16 protein-coding genes are annotated in these 20,327 nt (G+C 45.1%); 12 read left to right on the top strand and 4 right to left on the bottom strand.

Annotation, left to right across the window (positions count from 1 at the left end):
- Positions 1–3: 3 nt before the first annotated feature.
- From ACZ5ZC_RS00485 to choV, 11 genes are all read left to right on the top strand, one after another.
- Positions 4–780: an enoyl-CoA hydratase gene (locus ACZ5ZC_RS00485; protein WP_140074837.1), complete on the top strand. Its 777-nt coding sequence runs from the start codon at positions 4–6 to the stop codon at positions 778–780.
- A 10-nt stretch (positions 781–790) separates the two neighbouring features.
- Positions 791–1,921 (top strand): enoyl-CoA hydratase/isomerase family protein, encoded by a 1,131-nt coding sequence (locus tag ACZ5ZC_RS00480; protein ID WP_337168916.1) that lies wholly within the window; start codon positions 791–793, stop codon positions 1,919–1,921.
- Positions 1,922–1,939: 18 nt separating this feature from the next.
- The gene (gene mmsB, locus ACZ5ZC_RS00475) at positions 1,940–2,836 is read left to right on the top strand and encodes a 3-hydroxyisobutyrate dehydrogenase (RefSeq protein ID WP_005392560.1); all 897 of its coding nucleotides are present in this window, start codon (positions 1,940–1,942) and stop codon (positions 2,834–2,836) included.
- 9 nt (positions 2,837–2,845) lie between these two features.
- The gene (locus ACZ5ZC_RS00470; protein ID WP_005392559.1) at positions 2,846–3,604 is read left to right on the top strand and encodes an SDR family oxidoreductase; all 759 of its coding nucleotides are present in this window, start codon (positions 2,846–2,848) and stop codon (positions 3,602–3,604) included.
- Between the two features lie 456 nt (positions 3,605–4,060).
- Positions 4,061–6,082 carry a diguanylate cyclase gene (locus ACZ5ZC_RS00465; protein WP_085344421.1) on the top strand — a complete coding sequence of 674 codons (2,022 nt, stop codon included), beginning with the start codon at positions 4,061–4,063 and terminating at the stop codon, positions 6,080–6,082.
- A gap of 525 nt (positions 6,083–6,607) precedes the next feature.
- Positions 6,608–7,207: a transcriptional regulator BetI gene (gene betI, locus ACZ5ZC_RS00460; RefSeq protein ID WP_005392557.1), complete on the top strand. Its 600-nt coding sequence runs from the start codon at positions 6,608–6,610 to the stop codon at positions 7,205–7,207.
- An 18-nt stretch (positions 7,208–7,225) separates the two neighbouring features.
- Positions 7,226–8,686 carry a betaine-aldehyde dehydrogenase gene (gene betB / locus ACZ5ZC_RS00455; protein WP_085344420.1) on the top strand — a complete coding sequence of 487 codons (1,461 nt, stop codon included), beginning with the start codon at positions 7,226–7,228 and terminating at the stop codon, positions 8,684–8,686.
- 181 nt (positions 8,687–8,867) lie between these two features.
- The gene (gene betA, locus ACZ5ZC_RS00450) at positions 8,868–10,583 is read left to right on the top strand and encodes a choline dehydrogenase (protein ID WP_464931619.1); all 1,716 of its coding nucleotides are present in this window, start codon (positions 8,868–8,870) and stop codon (positions 10,581–10,583) included.
- 38 nt (positions 10,584–10,621) lie between these two features.
- The gene (locus ACZ5ZC_RS00445; RefSeq protein ID WP_005392553.1) at positions 10,622–11,560 is read left to right on the top strand and encodes a choline ABC transporter substrate-binding protein; all 939 of its coding nucleotides are present in this window, start codon (positions 10,622–10,624) and stop codon (positions 11,558–11,560) included.
- A 78-nt stretch (positions 11,561–11,638) separates the two neighbouring features.
- Positions 11,639–12,481, top strand: coding sequence for a choline ABC transporter permease subunit (gene choW, locus ACZ5ZC_RS00440; RefSeq protein ID WP_005392552.1), 843 nt, complete (start codon positions 11,639–11,641; stop codon positions 12,479–12,481).
- 2 nt (positions 12,482–12,483) lie between these two features.
- Positions 12,484–13,662 carry a choline ABC transporter ATP-binding protein gene (choV, locus tag ACZ5ZC_RS00435; RefSeq protein WP_006741028.1) on the top strand — a complete coding sequence of 393 codons (1,179 nt, stop codon included), beginning with the start codon at positions 12,484–12,486 and terminating at the stop codon, positions 13,660–13,662.
- Positions 13,663–13,765: 103 nt separating this feature from the next.
- Here the strand turns inward: choV and ACZ5ZC_RS00430 are convergent, their stop codons facing one another.
- Positions 13,766–14,422, bottom strand: a complete 657-nt coding sequence (locus ACZ5ZC_RS00430; protein WP_464931618.1) for an NAD(P)H-dependent oxidoreductase — start codon at positions 14,420–14,422, stop codon at positions 13,766–13,768.
- Positions 14,423–14,660: 238 nt separating this feature from the next.
- Between ACZ5ZC_RS00430 and ACZ5ZC_RS00425 the strand changes: the two genes are divergently transcribed.
- Entirely contained in the window at positions 14,661–15,065 is a 405-nt protein-coding gene (locus tag ACZ5ZC_RS00425; protein ID WP_005392547.1) for a globin, read from the top strand.
- An 84-nt stretch (positions 15,066–15,149) separates the two neighbouring features.
- On the opposite strand, the gene ACZ5ZC_RS00420 is transcribed toward ACZ5ZC_RS00425, so the two are convergent.
- The 3 genes from ACZ5ZC_RS00420 to ACZ5ZC_RS00410 form a co-directional block, all read right to left on the bottom strand.
- Positions 15,150–15,932 (bottom strand): slipin family protein, encoded by a 783-nt coding sequence (locus ACZ5ZC_RS00420; RefSeq protein WP_005373196.1) that lies wholly within the window; start codon positions 15,930–15,932, stop codon positions 15,150–15,152.
- A 10-nt stretch (positions 15,933–15,942) separates the two neighbouring features.
- Positions 15,943–17,319, bottom strand: a complete 1,377-nt coding sequence (locus ACZ5ZC_RS00415) for an NfeD family protein (RefSeq protein WP_085344417.1) — start codon at positions 17,317–17,319, stop codon at positions 15,943–15,945.
- 255 nt (positions 17,320–17,574) lie between these two features.
- The gene (locus ACZ5ZC_RS00410) at positions 17,575–20,298 is read right to left on the bottom strand and encodes an EAL domain-containing protein (protein ID WP_464931617.1); all 2,724 of its coding nucleotides are present in this window, start codon (positions 20,296–20,298) and stop codon (positions 17,575–17,577) included.
- Between the last annotated feature and the right edge of the window lie 29 nt (positions 20,299–20,327).

Genomic DNA, 20,327 nt, shown 5'->3' with positions numbered 1-20,327 from the left:
ATTATGACGGCACAAATCAAATTAGAGCGCGAAGCGCATATTGCCAAGCTCACGATTAGTAATCCGCCAGCGAACACTTGGACGCTTGAGTCTTTGAATCAGCTAAAAGAGTTGGCGATTGAACTTAGCAATGATCGCTCTATTTATGCGTTGGTTTTAACAGGCGAAGGCGAGAAGTTCTTCTCTGCTGGAGCAGATCTTAATAACTTTGCATCGGGTGATAAATCACAAGCAGCAGACATGGCGTTCGCATTTGGTGAAGCGTTTGAAGCGCTTTCTGCATTCGATGGGGTTTCTATCGCAGCGATTAATGGCTATGCGATGGGCGGCGGTCTGGAAGTGGCGATGGCGTGTGACATTCGTATCGCAGAAGAACAAGTTCAAATGGCACTTCCTGAAGCATCGGTCGGCTTGTTGCCTTGCGCGGGTGGGACGCAAAACCTGACCGCGTTGGTAGGTGAAGGTTGGGCGAAGCGTATGATTCTGTGTGGTGAGCGCGTGACGGCCGAGCGAGCGGAAAAAATTGGTTTAGTCGAAGAAGTGGTGGCGAAAGGCCAAGCACTAGAAGCGGCGATAGTACTTGCACAGCGTGTTGCTGGCCAATCGCCGAAATCCGTGTCTGCGTGCAAAACGCTCATTCAAGGTCGACGCAGCCAAACTCATGCGGCTGGATTGGTTTTGGAGCGTGAACTGTTTTTACAGCTGTTCAATACACAAGATCAGACTGAGGGTGTGAACGCCTTCTTGCAAAAGCGTAAGCCACAATGGACAAACAGCTAGCGGAGGCCAAATGACAGGTACAGTAAATGTTTCAAAACTTGAGTGCGCTGATGGTTCTGTTATTGGTGTGCTGGAACTTGATAATCCAGCTGCTCTCAACGCGTTGAGTTACGTGATGATTGAGAAGTTGTACAAACAGCTTAATGAATGGCAAACGGACGACAGCATCGTCGCGATATTCTTGCATGCTCAAGGTGAAAAAGCGTTTTGTGCTGGTGGTGACATTCAAGCGATTTACCGTGCACTTGAAAACAAAGAGCAAGACTTTGATTCCGCGTTTTTAGCGATGGAAACCTTCTTTGACCTCGAATATCGCTGTGATCATCTTATTCACACTTATCCAAAACCGATCATCGCGTGGGGGCATGGTTATCTGATGGGCGGCGGTGTGGGCTTATTTATGGGCGCAAGTCATCGCGTAGCAGAAACCACCACACGCTTTGCGATGCCAGAGATTAAAATCGGCCTTTACCCAGACGTAGGCGCGACGTACTTCCTAAATCAGTTGCCAAAACATTTGGCACTTTTCTTAAGTTTGACGGCTTGCCAAATCAACGCGACAGACATGAAAGCGTTGGGATTAAGCCAATGGATTGCAAAGCCAGAAAGCAAACAAGCACTGTTGGATCTGCTCGCATCGGTAAGTTGGAAAGGTGAAGCAAACATCAACGAAAAAATCGCCACTACGCTACGTTCGGTACAAGTGGACGAGCCAAGCGAAGGGATGTTGATGCCATATGCGGGATTGATTGAGCAGCTTTGCTCGGGTGATTTAGATTCGATTGTTCGCGCAATCAGCAGTGCCGACGTTGATGATAAGTGGTTCATCAATGCGCAAAAAGCATTGAATTATGGCAGTCCGTTGTCGCTCAATATCACTTATCAGCAGCTAACGCAGTATCAAAACCTCTCTTTGAAAGCGTGTTTTGATATGGAATTTAATCTGACGTTACGTTGTGGCTTAGAAGGTGATTTTAGGGAAGGGGTTCGTGCGCTGATTATCGATAAAACCAATCAACCGACTTGGCAACATCGCACGGTTTCTGACGTAACGCCACAAGTTTTGGAACGCTTCTTCGCGCCCATTGACTCAGCAGAATACCCACTGACCGCATCCTCGGTTGCCACTGTGGCACTTTAGACAAGGAAGAAATACGACATGGATAAAATTGCATTTATTGGCCTTGGCAACATGGGCGCGCCTATGGCTAAGAACCTACTCACAGCGGGCTTGAACGTCGAAGTGTTTGATTTGAATCCAAACGCTGTGGCAGAACTTACCGCACTTGGTGCGTCGAGTGCAGATTCGGTAAAACAAGCCGTTCAAGGTGCGAGCGTGGTGGTCACCATGCTACCTGCTAGCCAACACGTTCAAAGTGTTTATCTTGGTCAAGACGGGATATTAGATAGCGTAGATTCTGGGACGCTGCTAATCGACTCTTCGACCATCGATCCAGCGACCGCTCGTTTGGTTGGCGAAAAGGCGCTGCAGCTTGGCATCAGCTTTGTTGATGCACCGGTATCTGGTGGCGTTGCGGGCGCAGCGGCAGGTACGTTGACTTTCATTGTTGGCGGCTCACAAGAGAACTTTGTTCAAGCCAAGGTGGTGCTTAGCCACATGGGCAAAAACATTTTCCATGCAGGTGATGCCGGAGCCGGTCAGGTGGCGAAGATCTGCAATAACATGATGTTGGGCATTTTGATGAGCGGCACTTGTGAAGCACTCAATTTAGGCATGGAAAACGGACTCGATCCCAAAGTGCTGTCTGACATCATGCTGCAAAGTTCAGGCCGTAACTGGGCGCTAGAGCTTTACAACCCGTGCCCAGGTGTGATGGAAAACACGCCTGCAAGCAATGGTTATCAGGGCGGCTTTATGAGTCAGTTAATGGCGAAAGATCTCGGTCTTGCGATGGAAGCGGCGGTTGCCAGTCAAACATCAACACCAATGGGCAGCTTAGCTCGTAACCTGTTTAATTTTCACAACGGTCAGGGCAACGGACAAAAAGATTTTTCAAGCTTGTTTGAGTTCTACCAAAAGCAAAATCAGGCCTAAGGAGTGCTTATGGATTTAGCAAATAAGGTTATTGCGATCACGGGGGCCGGGCAGGGGCTTGGTAAACAAATGGCGCTGTCGCTAGCGGAAAGCGGTGTTCACCTTGCGCTTATCGACCTCAATTCAGACCAACTGGCTGAAACGAAAGCGGAGTGTGAATCTTTCGGCGTCACCACTCGTTTTTATGTAGCGAACGTGACGGAAGAACAAGAAGTGTGCGCTGCTTTTACGCAAATTGAAGCGGATTTCAAACAGCTCAATGGCGTGATCAATAACGCAGGCATTATGCGCGATGGTATGTTCATCAAAGTTAAAGATGGTCAGGTTAATGCGATGTCGCTGGAACAATTTCAGTCTGTTATGGATGTGAATGTGACAGGTACTTTTCTGTGTGGCCGCGAAGCGAGCAAAGTAATGCTGAACACCGATAGCAAAGGCGTTCTGATCAACATATCTAGCGTCGCGCGTGCGGGGAATATTGGTCAAACTAACTATTCTGCATCCAAAGCGGCGGTAGCCACCATGGCGACGGTGTGGGCGAAAGAGTTAGGGCGTTTCGGAATTCGCTCAGTAGCGATTGCTCCGGGTGTCATCAAGACTGCCATGACGGACCAAATAAAACCTGAAGCGATGGAGCGTTTAGTGAAAATGATTCCTGTCGGACGCTTAGGTCTTGCTGATGAAATTTCTTCGACCATCAAATACGTGTTAACCAATGAGTTCGTGACTGGAAGAGTATTCGAAGTCGATGGCGGAATGCGAATGTAGCCCCTCCTCATATTAAAAAGGGGAGCGAGCTTGATTGTCCGCTTCCTTCCTCTTTTCTTATATTGTTTCTATCGATAATTATTAATGGATGTTTTAGTAACGGCTGCTGTACCGATTACATTTACAACTCTTTTGTATTTTTGGTATGAATAAGTGCTCTCGTGTTAATTTTTATGTAAATGCATTAATTCACAATCAAGACAATTTTTTGTCTCATCGATGAGATTTTGCTTATTGGGGTATGAAAAACACTCTTATTGATTATATTGTGACCGAAAACCATTTCGACATCTAAAGATGGTGATTTATTATTCAGCGCAAAATACATGGGAATATGAGGCTGGCTGAATAACCTTCAGCTACCTTAATAATAAAATAACCAGAATTCTCTATTACACTGAAGTAACTACCCATTAGGGAAGAGCAATAATGTCACTATTTCATTCGCTTAGGACGATGCCACTACTATTGGGGTGTCTGTGTCTTTCTATTCAGGCATCCGCAGAAAAGGTTGAACAAGAAGGTAAGTTTTTACAGTCGCTAGAAGGCATTGAAAATCAAATTTACGCATTACCTCAGAGCTCTTTAGCTTTGATTGAGGCGTTAGAAGAAGACTCTCTACTACAAAATCAACCAACAGAGCTACTGGTACGTTATTGGCTTGCAAAGTCCACGGTTCTAGAGCTACTTGGGCGCGCGGAAGAGAGCCAAAACGTCGCACAAAAAGGGTTGGAACTTGTGCGTCCACAAAGCCATGAGTATCTCTTATTTAAGTTGATTCAGATGCGAACTATGGTCGGAAAGAGCGATATCGATACCGCGCTTTCTTCGTTGGATAGTTTGTTGGAAACATCGCGTGAAAATGGCGATAAGCAGCTCGAGTCGGAGATCCTGTTGCTAAAAGGACGTTACTACGATGAGCAGGGCGAGTTTAAAAAATCCTATGCCGCAATTATGTCGTCAATGGATGCGGCTGAGTCCTCTGGCGTTCAAGGATTGGTCGAACGGGCGGCGCTAGAGCTTGGTGACGTACTGGTCAAAATTCAGGGCTATGACCGTTCAGAAGCATTGTTGGAACAAGCGTACCGTTATTTTAGGGATAGACGCATGTCGTTCAATGAGCTGCTGAGCGTCTTAACGATAGCAAAGCTTCATAAGGCACAGTTCCAATACGAAGAGGCGATTGTATCGTATCAGAGAGCGCTAAAGCTCGCGCAAATCATTGGTGACGGGCGCTTTAGGTTTCGAGTTAACCTTGAGCTTGCTGCGTTATACCGTGAGACGAACCAAGAAAATAAGATGGTTCGCCACTTAAAGTTGGCGGAGAACTTACAGTATAGAGAAACCTCTAGCGCCTACTTAGCTACATTTAAGCTGTTGCAAGCCGAATATATGCTAGAACAGAAGCAGTTTGAGACACTTCTAGCGATGATCGCGCCTATGTTGCCGGAAATTATCGAGAGCCGATATGTTAAGCAACAGCAAATGGAACTACTAAAAGTGGCTGCCATGGCCTACGCGGGAAGCAATGACTTTAAATTAGCGTATAAAACTTACGGCAACTATCACGATAAATTCATCCAATTTAGCAACCAAAGAGAAGTTGAAAATCTTGAGCGTCAGCAGACGCTATTTGAGCTAGAAAGACTTGAATATGAGAACGAAGATCTCAACTGGAACAACGTGTTGCAGCGTATGGAACTGGAAAATAACCGTCGTACCTTTTATCTATTGGGTGAAGCGCTACTAGCACTCATTGGTGTTCTCTTTTTGATGGCAGTGGTATTCCTTGTTGTGAATCGATCACGTTTAAGAATGCGCCGCCTAGCAAAGACAGATACGTTGACAGGCTTATTCAATCGCCGTTTTTTAGAAGATTGGTTCACTAAACCCGTAGAGACGAAACGTGAACGCAAAGAAAAGCCGACGCCTCAATCTAAGCAAGAAAAGGTGCAGTATTTTGTGTCTGAGCAAGTCGAGCAAGTTAAGTACGGCTACCTAGCTTTAAACAAATGGGTGGATAGCAAACTCGATAAACAGAAAATGGTGCCAAAGAAGCCGCAGTCGGGGCCGGTAAGTTTAGCGCTAATCGATGTAGATTATTTTAAACAGGTAAATGATACCTATGGACATGTGTTCGGTGATGCCGTACTAACAGGCGTTGCCAAAGTGCTAGAAGAGACGGTGCGTGAAAATGACATTGTTGCACGCTTTGGTGGTGAGGAGTTTGTTGTTGTGATGCCCAATACCGATCATGAAGACTCTCTCATTACCGCTGAACGATTACGTAGCGCTTTATCCTTACATGGGTTCGTCACGGAACAGAATGAAGAAGTGAGAGTGACCTGTAGTTTTGGTGTTGTGACGATTGAAGATAGTGAGATGAATTTTAAATCACTCTGTGATCAGGCAGATAAATTACTTTATCAAGCTAAAGCGGATGGACGTAACTGCGTGAAAGGGCGCAAGCTGACCTAATAAAATCAAGAATGCAGGCTCATCAAACGGTGAGCCTGAACTCATCCTTCCTACTGATTACTTCAAAATCGCTTAAGAGTATCGAATTACATACTCATAGCGTTCAGTATTATCTACTCGTTTTATCTCCCACATTTTCAAAGTACTAATGTCACTTGTGTATACGAAGCTATAACACACGAGTATGTCTGTTTTTTATACAAACAAAGCCGATACAGGTGAAATGATTAGTGGTCGATGTAAAATTTTTCTGGTGTGGATTTTTGTGGCACGAAAAACAATTCTCTGAAAGGTGTGTTAAAAATTGACACTTAAATAAGTTATTGGTTTGTTTGTGTTTTTATTTGGATTTTTAAACGCATCTTTGACTTTTACGACAAGTTATCGCATAGAAATTTTGCGTACACCATCAACTTTCCTTCCTTTGTTAATAACCTTTTTCTTAAAAAATGATTTGAGTTCGAACTAATTTTAAGGCATTTTATATTTAACTAACCGTTCAATTAAAAATAACAAGGACGCAAAATGCCAAAGGTGGGGATGCCTGAAATCAGAAAACCACAGCTGGTGAAAGCGACAATGTCAGTGATTGATAGAGTCGGTTTACACGCTGCGAGTATTTCGTTAATCAGCAAAGAAGCCGGAGTATCAACGGGGATTATCAACCACTATTTCGGTGGTAAGCACGGATTGCTGGAGGAAACGATGCGCGAAATCTTGCGTCAGCTTTCGTCTACTATCACACAGAAGTTACGTGAGCTGCCAAGTGATGCTCATCACCAAAGAATTAATGCCATCATTGACGGTAACTTTGTCGGCTATCAGGCAGAAAACCAAGTTGCTAAGACTTGGCTAGCGTTCTGGTCGTACTCAATGCATGACGAGCAGCTTAAGCGTTTGCAGCGTGTCAATGAACGACGTTTATTGTCCCACCTAAGAAAAGAACTCAAAGCATTATTAAATGCAGAGCAGGCCGAACTGGTTGCTCATGGTATTGCGTCACTTATTGATGGTATTTGGCTGCGCGGAACGCTCAACCCGCAAGGTATTGATGCCGAAAGAGCGAGAATCATCATCAACGACTATCTCGACAAACAACTTACGTTTTATTCTGAAAAAATATAAAAGTCACAGGTCTTCAAAATGGAAATGAAAGCACACTATATCAATGGTGCGATGTACAACGGGTGTTCAGATGAGCACTTCACCACTTACAATCCGGCGAATGGTGAGCCATTGGCCAACATTAAACAAGCGAACCAAGACGATCTCGAAGCGGCGATTGAGTCGGCAAAGAAAGGTTTTGCTGCATGGTCAGCAATGACTGCGATCGAGCGTAGCCGTATTTTACACAAAGCCGTTGCCATTTTACGTGAGCGTAATGACGAGCTGGCTGCATTAGAAGTGGCAGATACTGGTAAGCCAATTCAAGAAGCTATCGCGGTTGATATAACGACAGGTGCCGATGTTCTTGAGTACTATGCGGGTCTTGCTCCAAGCTTGCAAGGTGAGCAGCAGCCACTCAGCGAAGACCAGTTTTTCTACACACGTCGCGAGCCATTGGGCATTTGCGCAGGTATTGGCGCTTGGAATTATCCAATTCAAATTGCGATGTGGAAATCGGCGCCAGCACTGGCTGCGGGCAACGCTATGATCTTCAAACCATCAGAAGAAACACCATTAACAGCGCTTAAGCTAGCAGAAATTTATTCAGAAGCGGGCATGCCAGATGGCGTATTTAATGTCGTACAAGGGGATTACCGAGTAGGGCAGATGCTAACGGCGCATCCTGAAATCGCAAAAGTATCGTTCACGGGCGAATCAGGCACCGGTAAAGTCGTCATGAGTGACAGCGCTAAGACACTAAAACAAGTAACGATGGAGCTGGGTGGTAAGTCTCCACTGATTATTTTTGATGATGCGAAGTTAAACGATGCCGTTTCTGCGGCCATGGTGGCGAACTTCTATACGCAAGGTGAAGTTTGTACGCACGGTACACGCGTGTTTGTTCATGAAGGTATTTATGATGACTTTATTGCACAACTTAAAGCTCGCACTGAGTTGTTAGTCGTCGGCGATCCACTTGATGAGAACACGCAAATTGGCGCGCTGATCTCTAAAGATCATGAATCGAAAGTACTAGGAGCGATTGAAGCTGCGAAAGCGAGTGGCGCGACGTTACTGACTGGCGGCTACAAAGTAACAGACAATGGCCTAGCCAATGGTAACTTTGTTGCTCCTACCGTATTTGTCGATTGCGATGATGACATGAGCCACGTTCAACAAGAAATCTTTGGCCCGGTAATGTCAGTGCTGAAATTCCGCGATGAGTCGGAAGTGATTGCGCGTGCAAATGGCACAGATTATGGCTTAGCGGCAGGTGTATTTACTCAAAACCTATCTCGTGCCCACCGTGTGATCCATCAAATTCAAGCTGGTATTTGTTGGGTGAACACATGGGGTGACTCACCTGCGGAAATGCCAGTTGGCGGCTACAAACAATCAGGTGTTGGCCGTGAAAACGGTGTCGAAACCCTTAAACATTACACGCAAACGAAGAGTGTTCTGGTTCAGCTAAGCGACTTCGAAAGCCCTTACAAATGATACCAATCGTAGTAGATAACTGACCACTTTAGCTTGTTAAAATGCTCGATAACTGCGTTGTCAATTTTGATTGTAGGCTAACTACTTATCGAAAATTTCCGCCTTGTTCTCAAGCATTTTTCCTACGCTAATTTCGTTCACTTACCTACTGTGATTGGTATTAACTCCTAGGAGAATCAAAATGCAACAACACTACGATTATATCATCGTCGGTGCGGGTTCGGCCGGCTGTGTGTTAGCGGATCGCTTAAGTGAAAGTGGTCAATATTCGGTCCTATTACTCGAAGCGGGTGGGTCGGATAAAAGTATTTTTATCCAAATGCCGACGGCGCTTTCTTACCCGATGAACACTGAAAAATACGCGTGGCAGTTTGAGACGGTTGAAGAGCAAGGGTTGGATGGTCGCCAACTTCATTGCCCTCGCGGAAAAGTTCTGGGCGGTAGCTCTTCTATCAACGGCATGGTTTACGTTCGTGGACACGCTTGTGACTTTGACCAGTGGGAAGAGGAAGGAGCTAAAGGCTGGAATTATCAATCGTGTTTGCCTTATTTCCGTAAAGCAGAGTCTTGGATTGGTGGTGCTGATGAATACCGAGGCGATAACGGTCCAGTCGGCACATGTAACGGCAACGATATGAAGCTCAATCCGCTGTATCAAGCTTTTATTGATGCAGGCAAAGAAGCTGGCTACCCAGAAACAAAAGATTACAACGGTTATCAGCAAGAAGGCTTTGGCCCAATGCATATGACAGTTGACAAAGGCGTACGCGCTTCAACCTCTAATGCATACTTAAGCCGTGCTAAAAAACGCAAAAACTTCACCCTAATGAAGAGGGTGACGGTTCATCGAGTTTTATTAGAAGAAACAGGTGCAGAAGGCAAGAAAGCGGTTGGTGTTGAATTCGAAAAGTCAGGTTCAGTTCAGCAATGTTTTGCGAACCATGAAGTGGTTTCGAGTGCTGGCTCGGTAGGCTCAGTTCAGCTGTTGCAGCTTTCAGGCATTGGCCCTAAAGCAGTATTAGAAAAAGCGGGCATTGAGGTGAAACATTCGTTGGAAGGGGTAGGTAAAAACCTGCAAGATCACTTAGAAGTGTACTTCCAATATCACTGTAAACAACCTATCACGCTCAACAGCAAGTTAGGTTTGGTGAGCAAGGGCTTGATTGGTACCGAATGGATATTAACTCGCAAAGGCCTTGGGGCTACTAACCACTTTGAATCATGTGCGTTTATCCGTTCTCGTGAGGGACTAAAGTGGCCAAATATTCAATATCACTTTTTGCCAGCGGCAATGCGTTATGACGGACAAGCTGCTTTTGACGGTCATGGTTTCCAAGTGCATGTTGGACCTAACAAGCCCGAAAGTCGCGGCTCGGTCGAAGTTGTATCTGCGAATCCGAATGATAAGCCGAAGATTGAGTTTAACTACATTTCCACTGAACAAGATAAGCAGGATTGGCGTGATTGTATTCGCCTTACTCGCGAGATCCTCAATCAGCCAGCCATGGATGAGTTTCGTGGTGATGAGATCCAGCCGGGTCTGAATATCACAACGGATGAACAAATTGATGAATGGGTGAAGCAGAATGTCGAGAGTGCTTACCATCCATCTTGTACCTGCAAAATGGGCGCAGACAATGACCCATTAGCGGTTTTGAATGAGCGATGCCAAGTACGCGGTATTCAAGGCTTGCGTGTGGTGGACTCTTCTATTTTCCCAACCATTCCGAACGGTAATTTAAATGCGCCAACTATTATGGTGGCAGAACGTGCCGCGGACATGATTTTGGATAACGCCCTGGAAACGTCGAACAACGCACCAGTTTGGATTGCACCGAACTGGCAAGAGATGCAACGAATGCATCCGCCAAAAAGAGATCTCGATTCGATCTCATAAAAACGAAAAAAGTCAGTAATCATTACAAGGAATTCAATATGTCTAAGATGACAAAAATCTTCTCAACAATCGCACTAAGTACTTTAGCAACAGGCGCTTATGCCAACCAATGTGAAACGGTACGTTTTGCAGATGTAGGTTGGACCGACATTACGGCGACCACCGCCGTGACATCTGAGCTGCTAAAAGGGTTGGGGTACAAAACGAAGACCGATCTACTATCGGTACCCGTTACTTACTCTTCTATGGCCAATGGCGATATCGACATTTTCCTAGGTAACTGGATGCCAACAATGGAAGGTGACATCGCGAAATACCGTGATGCAGGTACCGTTGAAACCGTACGAGCGAACCTCGTCGGCGCAAAATACACACTCGCGGTTCCAAAGTACGTTTATGACGCAGGCGTGACCAACTTCGCTGACCTAGTAAAACATGCCGACAAATTTAAAGACCGCATTTACGGCATTGAACCAGGTAACGATGGTAACCGCTTAATTCAATCAATGATTGATAGCAACGCATTCGGCCTAAAAGACTTCAGCCTAGTTGAATCCAGTGAAGCTGGCATGGTGTCTCAAGTATCACGTGCTGCGCGCCGCAACCAATGGATTGTGTACCTAGGTTGGGCCCCGCACCCAATGAACAGCAACGTTGAAATGGAATACCTAGCGGGTGGTGACGACTTCTTCGGCCCTAACTACGGCGGCGCGAATGTGTACACAAACGTACGTAAAAACTACCTTGCTGAGTGTCCAAATGTAGGTCAGCTAGTGAAAAACCTAGAATTCAACCTAGAAATGGAAAACGAATTGATGGAAGCGATTCTCAACCAGAAGCAGAAACCGTCGAAAGCAGCGCAAGCATGGTTGAACGCAAACCAAGAACAAATTGAAGCGTGGCTAGAAGGCGTTAAGACGGTGGATGGTCAAGACGCAGTAACAGCAATTACAAACTATTTAAAAACTAACGCTTAATTAAGCAGTTTTTAAGCGCGTTTTTTTGAAAAAGAAAGTGGGCAGTCATGCCCGCTTCATTAACACAAAGGTTTTATTTTGAATTTTATTACGGACAACAAACTACCGTTGGGCCAATGGATGGAAACTGGCGTCGATTGGTTAACCATCAATGCATCGGGTTTCTTCGATGCAATCTCTATTACACTTGAAACGATCATTCTTTTCGTGGTGGACATTTTTAAATGGATGCCACCTGCAGCGCCAATCATTATGACGGCGGCAATTGCTTGGTTCTTACACCGCAGCATTCCGCTTGTTGTATTCATCGTGTTGGCCTTGCTCGCAATTCTCAACCTTGGTTACTGGCAAGAAATGCTGGAAACCTTTGTCCTTGTGTTTGCAGCGACAACGATTTCCGTATTAATTGGCGTGCCGTTGGGCATTATGGCGGCACACCGTCCTTGGTTATATACCTTGTTGCGACCAATCCTCGATTTGATGCAGACCGTGCCGACATTCGTTTACCTAATTCCAACCTTGGTTCTGTTTGGCTTAGGTATTGTCCCTGGCCTAATCTCGACCATCATTTTCGCTATCGCTGCGCCAATTCGATTGACGTACCTCGGTATTATTAAAGTGCCGGAGGAGCTACTTGAAGCGGGCAAAGCATTTGGTGCAAGCCGCATGAAGCTGCTGTTTAAGGTAGAGTTACCTGCGGCATTACCAAGTATTATGGCCGGTGTTACGCAATGTATTATGTTGTCTCTCTCTATGGTGGTCATTGCGGCACTTGTTGGTGCTGATGGACTTGGTAAGCCAGTCGTACGTGCACTGAATACCGTAAACATCTCGCAAGGTTTTGAAGCGGGTTTAGCGATTGTACTCGTCGCCATCATTCTTGACCGCTTGTGTAAAGCACCAAACCAGAAGGAGGCTTAATCATGGACGCTATTACTATTCAAAATCTTGATGTGGTTTTTGGTCAGCAGCAGTCACAAGCGTTAGCACTACTAGACCAAGGCAAGTCTCGACAAGAAATCATCGACGAAACTGGCCAAGTGGTTGGTGTTGATAATGTTTCGCTGAACGTGAAACAGGGTGAGATCTGTGTTTTGATGGGGCTTTCAGGCTCGGGTAAATCAAGTTTGCTGCGAACAGTTAACGGGTTGAACGAAATTTCTCGTGGCTCTCTGAAAATTAAAGACGGCGACGACATGGTTGAGCTCTCTAACTGTGACGAACAGAAGTTGCGCCACCTTCGTACTCACCGCGTATCCATGGTGTTTCAGAAGTTTGCATTGATGCCATGGTTAACGGTATTAGATAACGTTGCGTTTGGTCTAGAAATGCAAGGCATTGGCAAAGCAGAGCGCCGTAAAAAAGCGCGTGAACAGCTCGAAATGGTCGGTTTGTCTGAGTGGGAAACGAAATTCCCGCACGAGCTCTCTGGTGGTATGCAGCAGCGTGTTGGCCTAGCGCGAGCGTTCGCGATGGACACAGATATCTTGTTAATGGATGAGCCGTTTTCAGCGCTTGACCCATTGATTCGTGCTCAGCTTCAAGATGAATTGATTCTGCTTCAAGAAAAGCTAAACAAAACCATTCTTTTTGTGAGCCACGACTTGGATGAAGCGTTAAAAATCGGTAATAACATCGCCATTATGGAATCAGGAAAATTGATTCAACACGGCAAGCCCGAGCAGATCATTCTTGCTCCAGAAAACGATTATGTGGCTGACTTTGTAGCCCACACTAATCCATTGAACGTACTTAAGGGACGCTCTTTGATGCGTGACGACTTAGTTCGTGAAGATGAGCGTGTACTGATTTGCCCTGACAAAGATATTTGGGTGACCCAAGAGAGCAAAGGCTTAAGCTTAGCGGATACAGATAAGTCGTTGGTTCAATGGAAGAGCGATTCTTCGAACCTTGATGAGGTAAACGAAAATTCTCTGGTTCAGGTTAGCCCGGAAATCAGTATGCGAGAAGCGATTGAGCTTAAGCAGCGCAGCAATCAGCCTCTGCTTATGGTGGAGGACAACCAGTTAGTTGGTGTGTTAAGCGACAACGAGCTTTACGATGCATTGCTTGGTAACTTTAAGTCTGAGCAAGTGGCATAAAGTTAGAGTAGAGTTGAAGCCAAGCTAAAAAAGAGCCGCACATTAGTGCGGCTCTTTTTGGTTTAAACAATGAGTTAAGTAGTTAAGCTAAGGAAACGGTCGACTATAGAGTCGTAATTACATCATCCATCGCAAGGCGAGCTTTTGGTAGACCATGATTATAATCTTCCCCGTCTTTGTGGTAGCCAATCGCCAGTGCAACTTCACAGACATGGCCTTCTAATTCTTCTTTGAATACTTCTCCAATCAGTGTTGGATCTACGCCTTCCATCGGCGTTGAGTCAATACCCAGACGAGCCAAGGTGTGTAGTAGATTGCCTAGCGCTAAATAGACTTGTGCTTTTGTCCAGTTTCCGTTAAAGCCATTTTCATCCGTATTTGCATCGGCAAAAGCGTAGGCGCCCATAAAGTTGTTGTACATTTCCGCCGGTAGGTGGCCAGACGTTACTTCGGCATCCACACGTTTCGCGAACTTCTCTTTGGTGAAGTTTGGATCGTACGCAAACAGAATCGTATGTGACGCGGCTTTCGCGTGTGGCTGGTTAAATTGGTGCATATTTGCAAATGTATCGTGGAAGCGTTGCTTGGCCTCATCACTTTCAATCACGATGAATTTCCACGGTTGCGAATTAATTGAAGACGCTGAAAGACGGAGTGCTTCTTTGATGATTACCATATCTTCTTGAGAAACGCGTTTGGTTTCGTCGTATTTTTTAGCAGTGTAGCGGCTGTTTAGATCAGTAATGATTTGATGAGACACGTTTGTATCCTTTTTATTTTTGTGACAAATGAGGATGCGCTTAGCATCGACAACCATGCGTACCTCGAATATGGATTCATAATACGGGATATTTTTTCATTGATAAGAGGGCGTTTATTTGAATCACTTTTTACTTTTTATTGAAAATTGGTGTGCTTCATAGGGTTAGGCATCATCATTTAGATGCTTTTGATGATTATTAAATTACACTCATATTAAGAGAGTAATGGAGAACAACATGAACGTGATTCAAGTTTTCAACGATAGTTATGAACGTTGTATCGCGAACCAAGGCTTTTTCGACTTGTTTTACAAGAATTTATGGTCAAAAAGTACAAGCTTCAGACAAAAGTTTGATGGTGTCGACATGCACCAACAGGTGCGAATGCTTAGAGGATCTATCGTGTTTTTTATGATGGCCGATACCTCTAACGAGGCGCACAAGATGGTGGAGAAATATGGTAAGAAGCATGCGAGTTCCGATATTGGCATTGAACCACAGGATATTGATGTTTGGTTTGAAAGCCTTATCGAAACGGTTCAAGAGTGTGATTTTGAATACGACGATGATGTCGAAACAGCGTGGAGAGCTTGTTTTAACACAGGTTTGTCGGTAATGAAGCGGGAGTGCTCCAAACACTAAAAGAGAAACTAAATGCTCTTCGAAAACAAGCAAGTTAAAGCAAGGAAGTAACGTGTAAACAGCTTACTTCCTTGAGTATGGCTTTTATTTGTCTTGTGTCTCTTTATTCTTTTTTACCGCTTCGGCGATATCACTGACGGCTTCGACAAGATTGATCGGCATTGGGAAGATAATAGTCGATGTTTTGTCTGTCGTGATTTCCGTGAGGGTTTGCATGTAACGCAATTGCAGCGCATTCGGCGCTTCGTTGAGCATTTGAGCTGCCTCTTTTAATTTATTAGAAGCTTCTAGCTCACCGGTAGCGTGAATGATTTTCGCACGACGGTTACGTTCTGCCTCAGCCTGACGCGCTAGCGCTCTGACCATGCTGTCATTTAAATCAACATGTTTGACTTCAACCGTGGCAATCTTGATGCCCCAGTCATCAGTCTGTTGATCGAGGATGGATTGTAAGTCCTTGTTGAGACGCTCGCGCTCTGATAGTAATTCATCCAGTTCATGTTGACCTAATACTGATCGCAGCGTGGTTTGCGCTAACTGGCTGGTGGCATCGCTGTAACTTTCGATGTTGTTAATTGCCATTTGAGGATCGACTACGCGGAAATAAACAACCGCATTGACGCGCACAGACACGTTATCTTTGGTTATCAAGTCTTGTGTAGGCACATCCAAAACGACAGTACGTAAATCCACCCGTACCATTTGTTGGATAAATGGGATAAGAATGATTAAGCCAGGGCCTTTTACTTCTTGAAAGCGACCAAGAAAGAATACAACCCCACGTTCATATTCTCTCAAAACCTTAAACATTTGGGTCGCAAGTGCGAACAACAGCACCACGATCACCGCAACAGTATAGAGCATCATAAAGCGCCTCCTATTTATTTTGGCGGTCATCAGGCATCACGGTTAAGGTCAGCCCTTTCACATTCACAATGGTGACATGATCACCTTGTTTGAGTTGTTGATGGTCTTTGGTTTTGGCTCTCCATAGCGCACCATCGAGTTGAACGCGCCCTTCGCCATCGATAAAGTCATCGCTCACGACAGCGATTTTCCCAGGGTAAGTTTCTAAACCTGTTGTCACACGTCGTCGGCGTATTTTGAGCAGCAGGCCGACCGTCAACACGATCAGCGCGACAGAAAAGATAGAAATACCGAAAATTAAAGGAAGGGCGATCTGAAATCCTGGCAACTCACTGTCCATTAGGAATATGGAACCGAGCACAAAGGCGACAACACCACCTAAGCCCAAAATGCCAAAGCTCGGACTGAATGCTTCCGCGATCATCAGTGCAATTCCGAGTAACAGCAGACCAAGCCCAGCGTAGTTTACAGGCATCATTTGTAATGCATACATGGCGAGGAGCAAACAAATACCACCCAACACGCCGGGTAAGCCAATGCCTGGGTTGTAAAACTCAAGAAGCAAACCGTAGATACCAATGAGCATCAGGATGTAGGCGACGTTTGGGTTTGTGATAACGGCTAGCATTTCTGCTCGCCAATCGGGTGTTCTTTCAATCCATACGGGATTTTCCAGTGACAATGTCACATCGCGATTATTAACTTTAACAGTTTGTCCATCAATGGCTTTGACTAAATCCTCTGGTGAGTTGGCTATATAATCAATAACGTTTAATTCCAATGCCTCTGTGGCGTCCAAACTCGCTGCTTCGCTCACTGCTTTCTCTGCCCACTCTGCATTTCGGCCATGAAGCTTTGCTAAGCCTTTAATATAGGCTCTAGCATCATTAATCACCTTTTTCTCCATCGCGGTTTTCGCAGGAACTTTCTCTGAACTTTCGTTGGTTCCTTCTGACGTTTCTTCCGCGTTTTGATCTTTGCCATCATCCGATGAAGGGGGCTGAGGGGCACCACCTAACGCGACGGGTGTTGCCGCGCCAAGGTTAGTGGCTTCAGCCATGGCAGCAACGTGGCTGGCGAGTAAAATGTACGTCCCTGCGCTAGCCGCTCTAGATCCTGACGGGCCAACCCAAGTTGCAATTGGAGTGGAGGAGGTGGTAATTGCGTGAATAATATCTCTCATTGCGCTGTCTAAGCCGCCAGGAGTGTCCATCTCTAAGATCACTAAACTGACACCGTTGAGTTGTGCCTCTTCTATCTCACGAGACAAATAGTCGCTGGTAGCAGGACCTATAGCGCCTTTGACGGGAACAATCCAGACAGTATTGGCCAGTGCTTGACTAGCAAACAAAAGTAAAGGTAAGACCCATATCCATAGTCGTTTCATGCAGCCCTCCTTGTGCGGTCACAGGGACTTTTTGAAAACCTAATTCAAGTATATACGCAGTAATACTAGTGCAAATAAGTAATTGATCACTCGAATTAGTCATATCAGCATTTATCATGGCACATCTGAGGCTACGGGCCTTGATATGAATATCGGTAGCCACTAACCGTGGGGCGTCTGGTGTGAAGAGGCTCAACAAAAAGGCAAAGTGACGGGAAGCACTTTGCCTTCCTAATGTGTTTTAGAGGAGAGAGACTAACTGTTTACGTGGCGAGAAAATTGAACAAGTGCTTGCTCGGCAGGCATCGGTTTGTGGAAGTAAAACCCTTGCAACTCATCAATATTCCAAACTTTAAGCTTGCGTACTTGGCTCGCGGTTTCAACACCTTCGGCGACAATAGTTAACCCTAATTCTTGAGACATGTTGGCAATGTTTCTTACCAGTGTTTTCGCTCTGTCATTGGTTTCAATCTCGTCGATATAAGATTTATCCAGCTTCACAATATCCAATGGAAAATTACATACGCTACTGAATGATGCGTATCCAGTACCAAAATCATCCAAAGCGAGTCCAACACCAAGTCGCTTGATGTCTTGAATGCTTTGGATAGATTCTACTTCTCCGCCCATCAACATACTTTCAGTAATTTCAAGCACAAGCTGGCCCGCAGAGAGGTTGTATTGAGCCATCACTTTTTTTAGGTAGGGCATCAGTCCTGCATGATAAAAGTGCTGCGCGCTTAAGTTCACATGCACGCTTAACATCGACAGACCTTGCGCATGACGAACTCCGTTGAGCCGACTGATAAATTCGCACGATTGTTTGAGAATGGACTCTCCCAATTCGACGATAAGTTTTCCTTGTTCTGCCATCGGAATAAATACTTCTGGTGAAATCATCCCTAATGTTGGATGTTGCCAACGAGCAAGTGCTTCGAAGCTAATGACTTCAGTGGTTTTAGCATCCACGATAGGCTGGAAAAAAGGTTTAATCGCATCTTGTCTAATGGCATTTTCTAAATCGCGATTGATCACCATAGACGTTTCCGCTTGCTCTGATAGTTCTTCATCAATGACTAATACTTCGTGAGAGTGACGACCCTTAGCGGATTGCGATGAGAAACGTGCTGCAAGCAGCAAATGCTCGACAGATTGGTGAGTAATGTTTAGGTCCATCATCACCGCTTTACTGTCTAATGACATCATGATCCCAGAGAGCTGGACCTTATGTGACAAATGATTCAGTAATCGATTGGTAGCATCTATCGCTTTTTGGTGGTGCTCGATATCTGGAATCAAAACGATAAATTCATGCTCACTAATTCGGCCTATTTGGAATGCCCCTAATTGCTCGCGTATTGCGGATGCGATGTATTGAATCACTTCATCAAAAATGAGGTGACCGTATACCCCTGCAATTTGCTTGAGAGTTTTACTGTTAATGTACACAAACGAAAAATGGTTTGGCCGTGTCTCTACGAGCTCGTGCAGTGCATTGAGAATGACAGGACGATTACAGAAACCGGATACCGGATCAAAGTCGGTGAGTTTTTGGATCATTTCTGCTTGCTGTTTTGTCTCTCTCATATCCTGAAGCAACAACATCAGTGCACTCTGACCATGATGTTGAATGAGCGTGGCTTCTATCAAACAGTCGATTTCTTCGGTATTGCTATCGAGCACTTGCGCTTCGAATTGTGTTTTACCGTTTTTCAGCTCTCTGAACATGGCGTCAACTCGACATTCATCGTCCTCCGATGGGCACAAGGTGTCTAGAGGACGATCTATCAATTGCGATTTGCTGTAGCTCAACAGATCTAACGCTCGTTGGTTGACATCGACAATTTTACGATCGATAACAATTAGCATGCCTAGTGAGGAGCTATGGTACAGAGCACCAAACTTTTCCATCGAGTCTTTCAATTGCAGTTGGGTTAACGATGTATTTTCAGAGAGCTTTTGTACCAGTTTTGTCGCTAACTCTAATTCATCTACTTTTACAGAGTGCAACCCTTCAAGTTGGTATTGAGAGGCGATTTCGCTTATCCCTTCTGCAAAATGATTAAAGCGAGTGGCGACCTTATTTTTAAACGTGATGTAGGTGCCGGCAGCGATGATTGATGCCACAACGCCAACCGTTGCAAACAGATACATGAATAGCGTATTACCTTTCGCATAATGCTCTCGCTGTGTTTTCGTTTTTAGCCATGCGATCGGTTCACCAGATAAATCAGAGAGTGAGGCCCATTTTGTGATTGACCGCGAGGTCTTCTCTATATCCCGCATCTGACTACTGTCTGATTCGCTTACCATCTGCGTCTCTAATGAGTTTTCCGCAGTTAAAATGGATTTAAAGTCTCCAGGAAAGCGCAAAGATAGGTTTCTTCCCCAAAGCATCCATCCGTTAGAAGGGCGGTCGCCTTCACTGTTTCTAACTGGGCTGAGGCTAAGCCCCCAAATAGTATCGTTGATTTTAAACAACCCTGAGATGCTCTCTCTATGGATATCAAGCTTGTGATTCATGGACTTGATGTAATCTTGAAGAATAGGTTGATTCGCCATTTTAGCGGTGAGTTCTGAAGAAGTATCGGGGTTATCCTCACGAGTCAAGGAGAGCAGAGTTTGCCCATTAGTCGTGATAAACGCCATCATATCGAGGTTTAACGCATCAATGCTCTCTGTGTAAAGGTTTCGCTCGGTATATTTCGCAATATCACGATCAACAAACAGATCGTACGTTTCGTCCCAGTACGCCCAATCGTATGAGGCGCTTTCTTGCTGGCTCACCATCATGTCGATGACAGCGAGTGCTTGCTGATTCGCATGGTTAATTTCCATGTCTTCGAGCTCATCTAAGCTATACAGGAAAAAATAACGGCTAATAAAAAGGAAGCTGATGACCATGCCCAGCAGTCCTAATGAAAAATATAAGGCGGTTTTATAGCGAAGATTCAAGTTAAACAAGCGAAGTGTTTTCATTAAAAAATAGTTATAGATGTTAATTCACT

Source organism: Vibrio sp. JCM 18905 (assembly GCF_055393305.1).
Note: the sequence above shows the minus strand (reverse complement) of the source record. Positions and strands in the feature narration are given on the sequence as shown.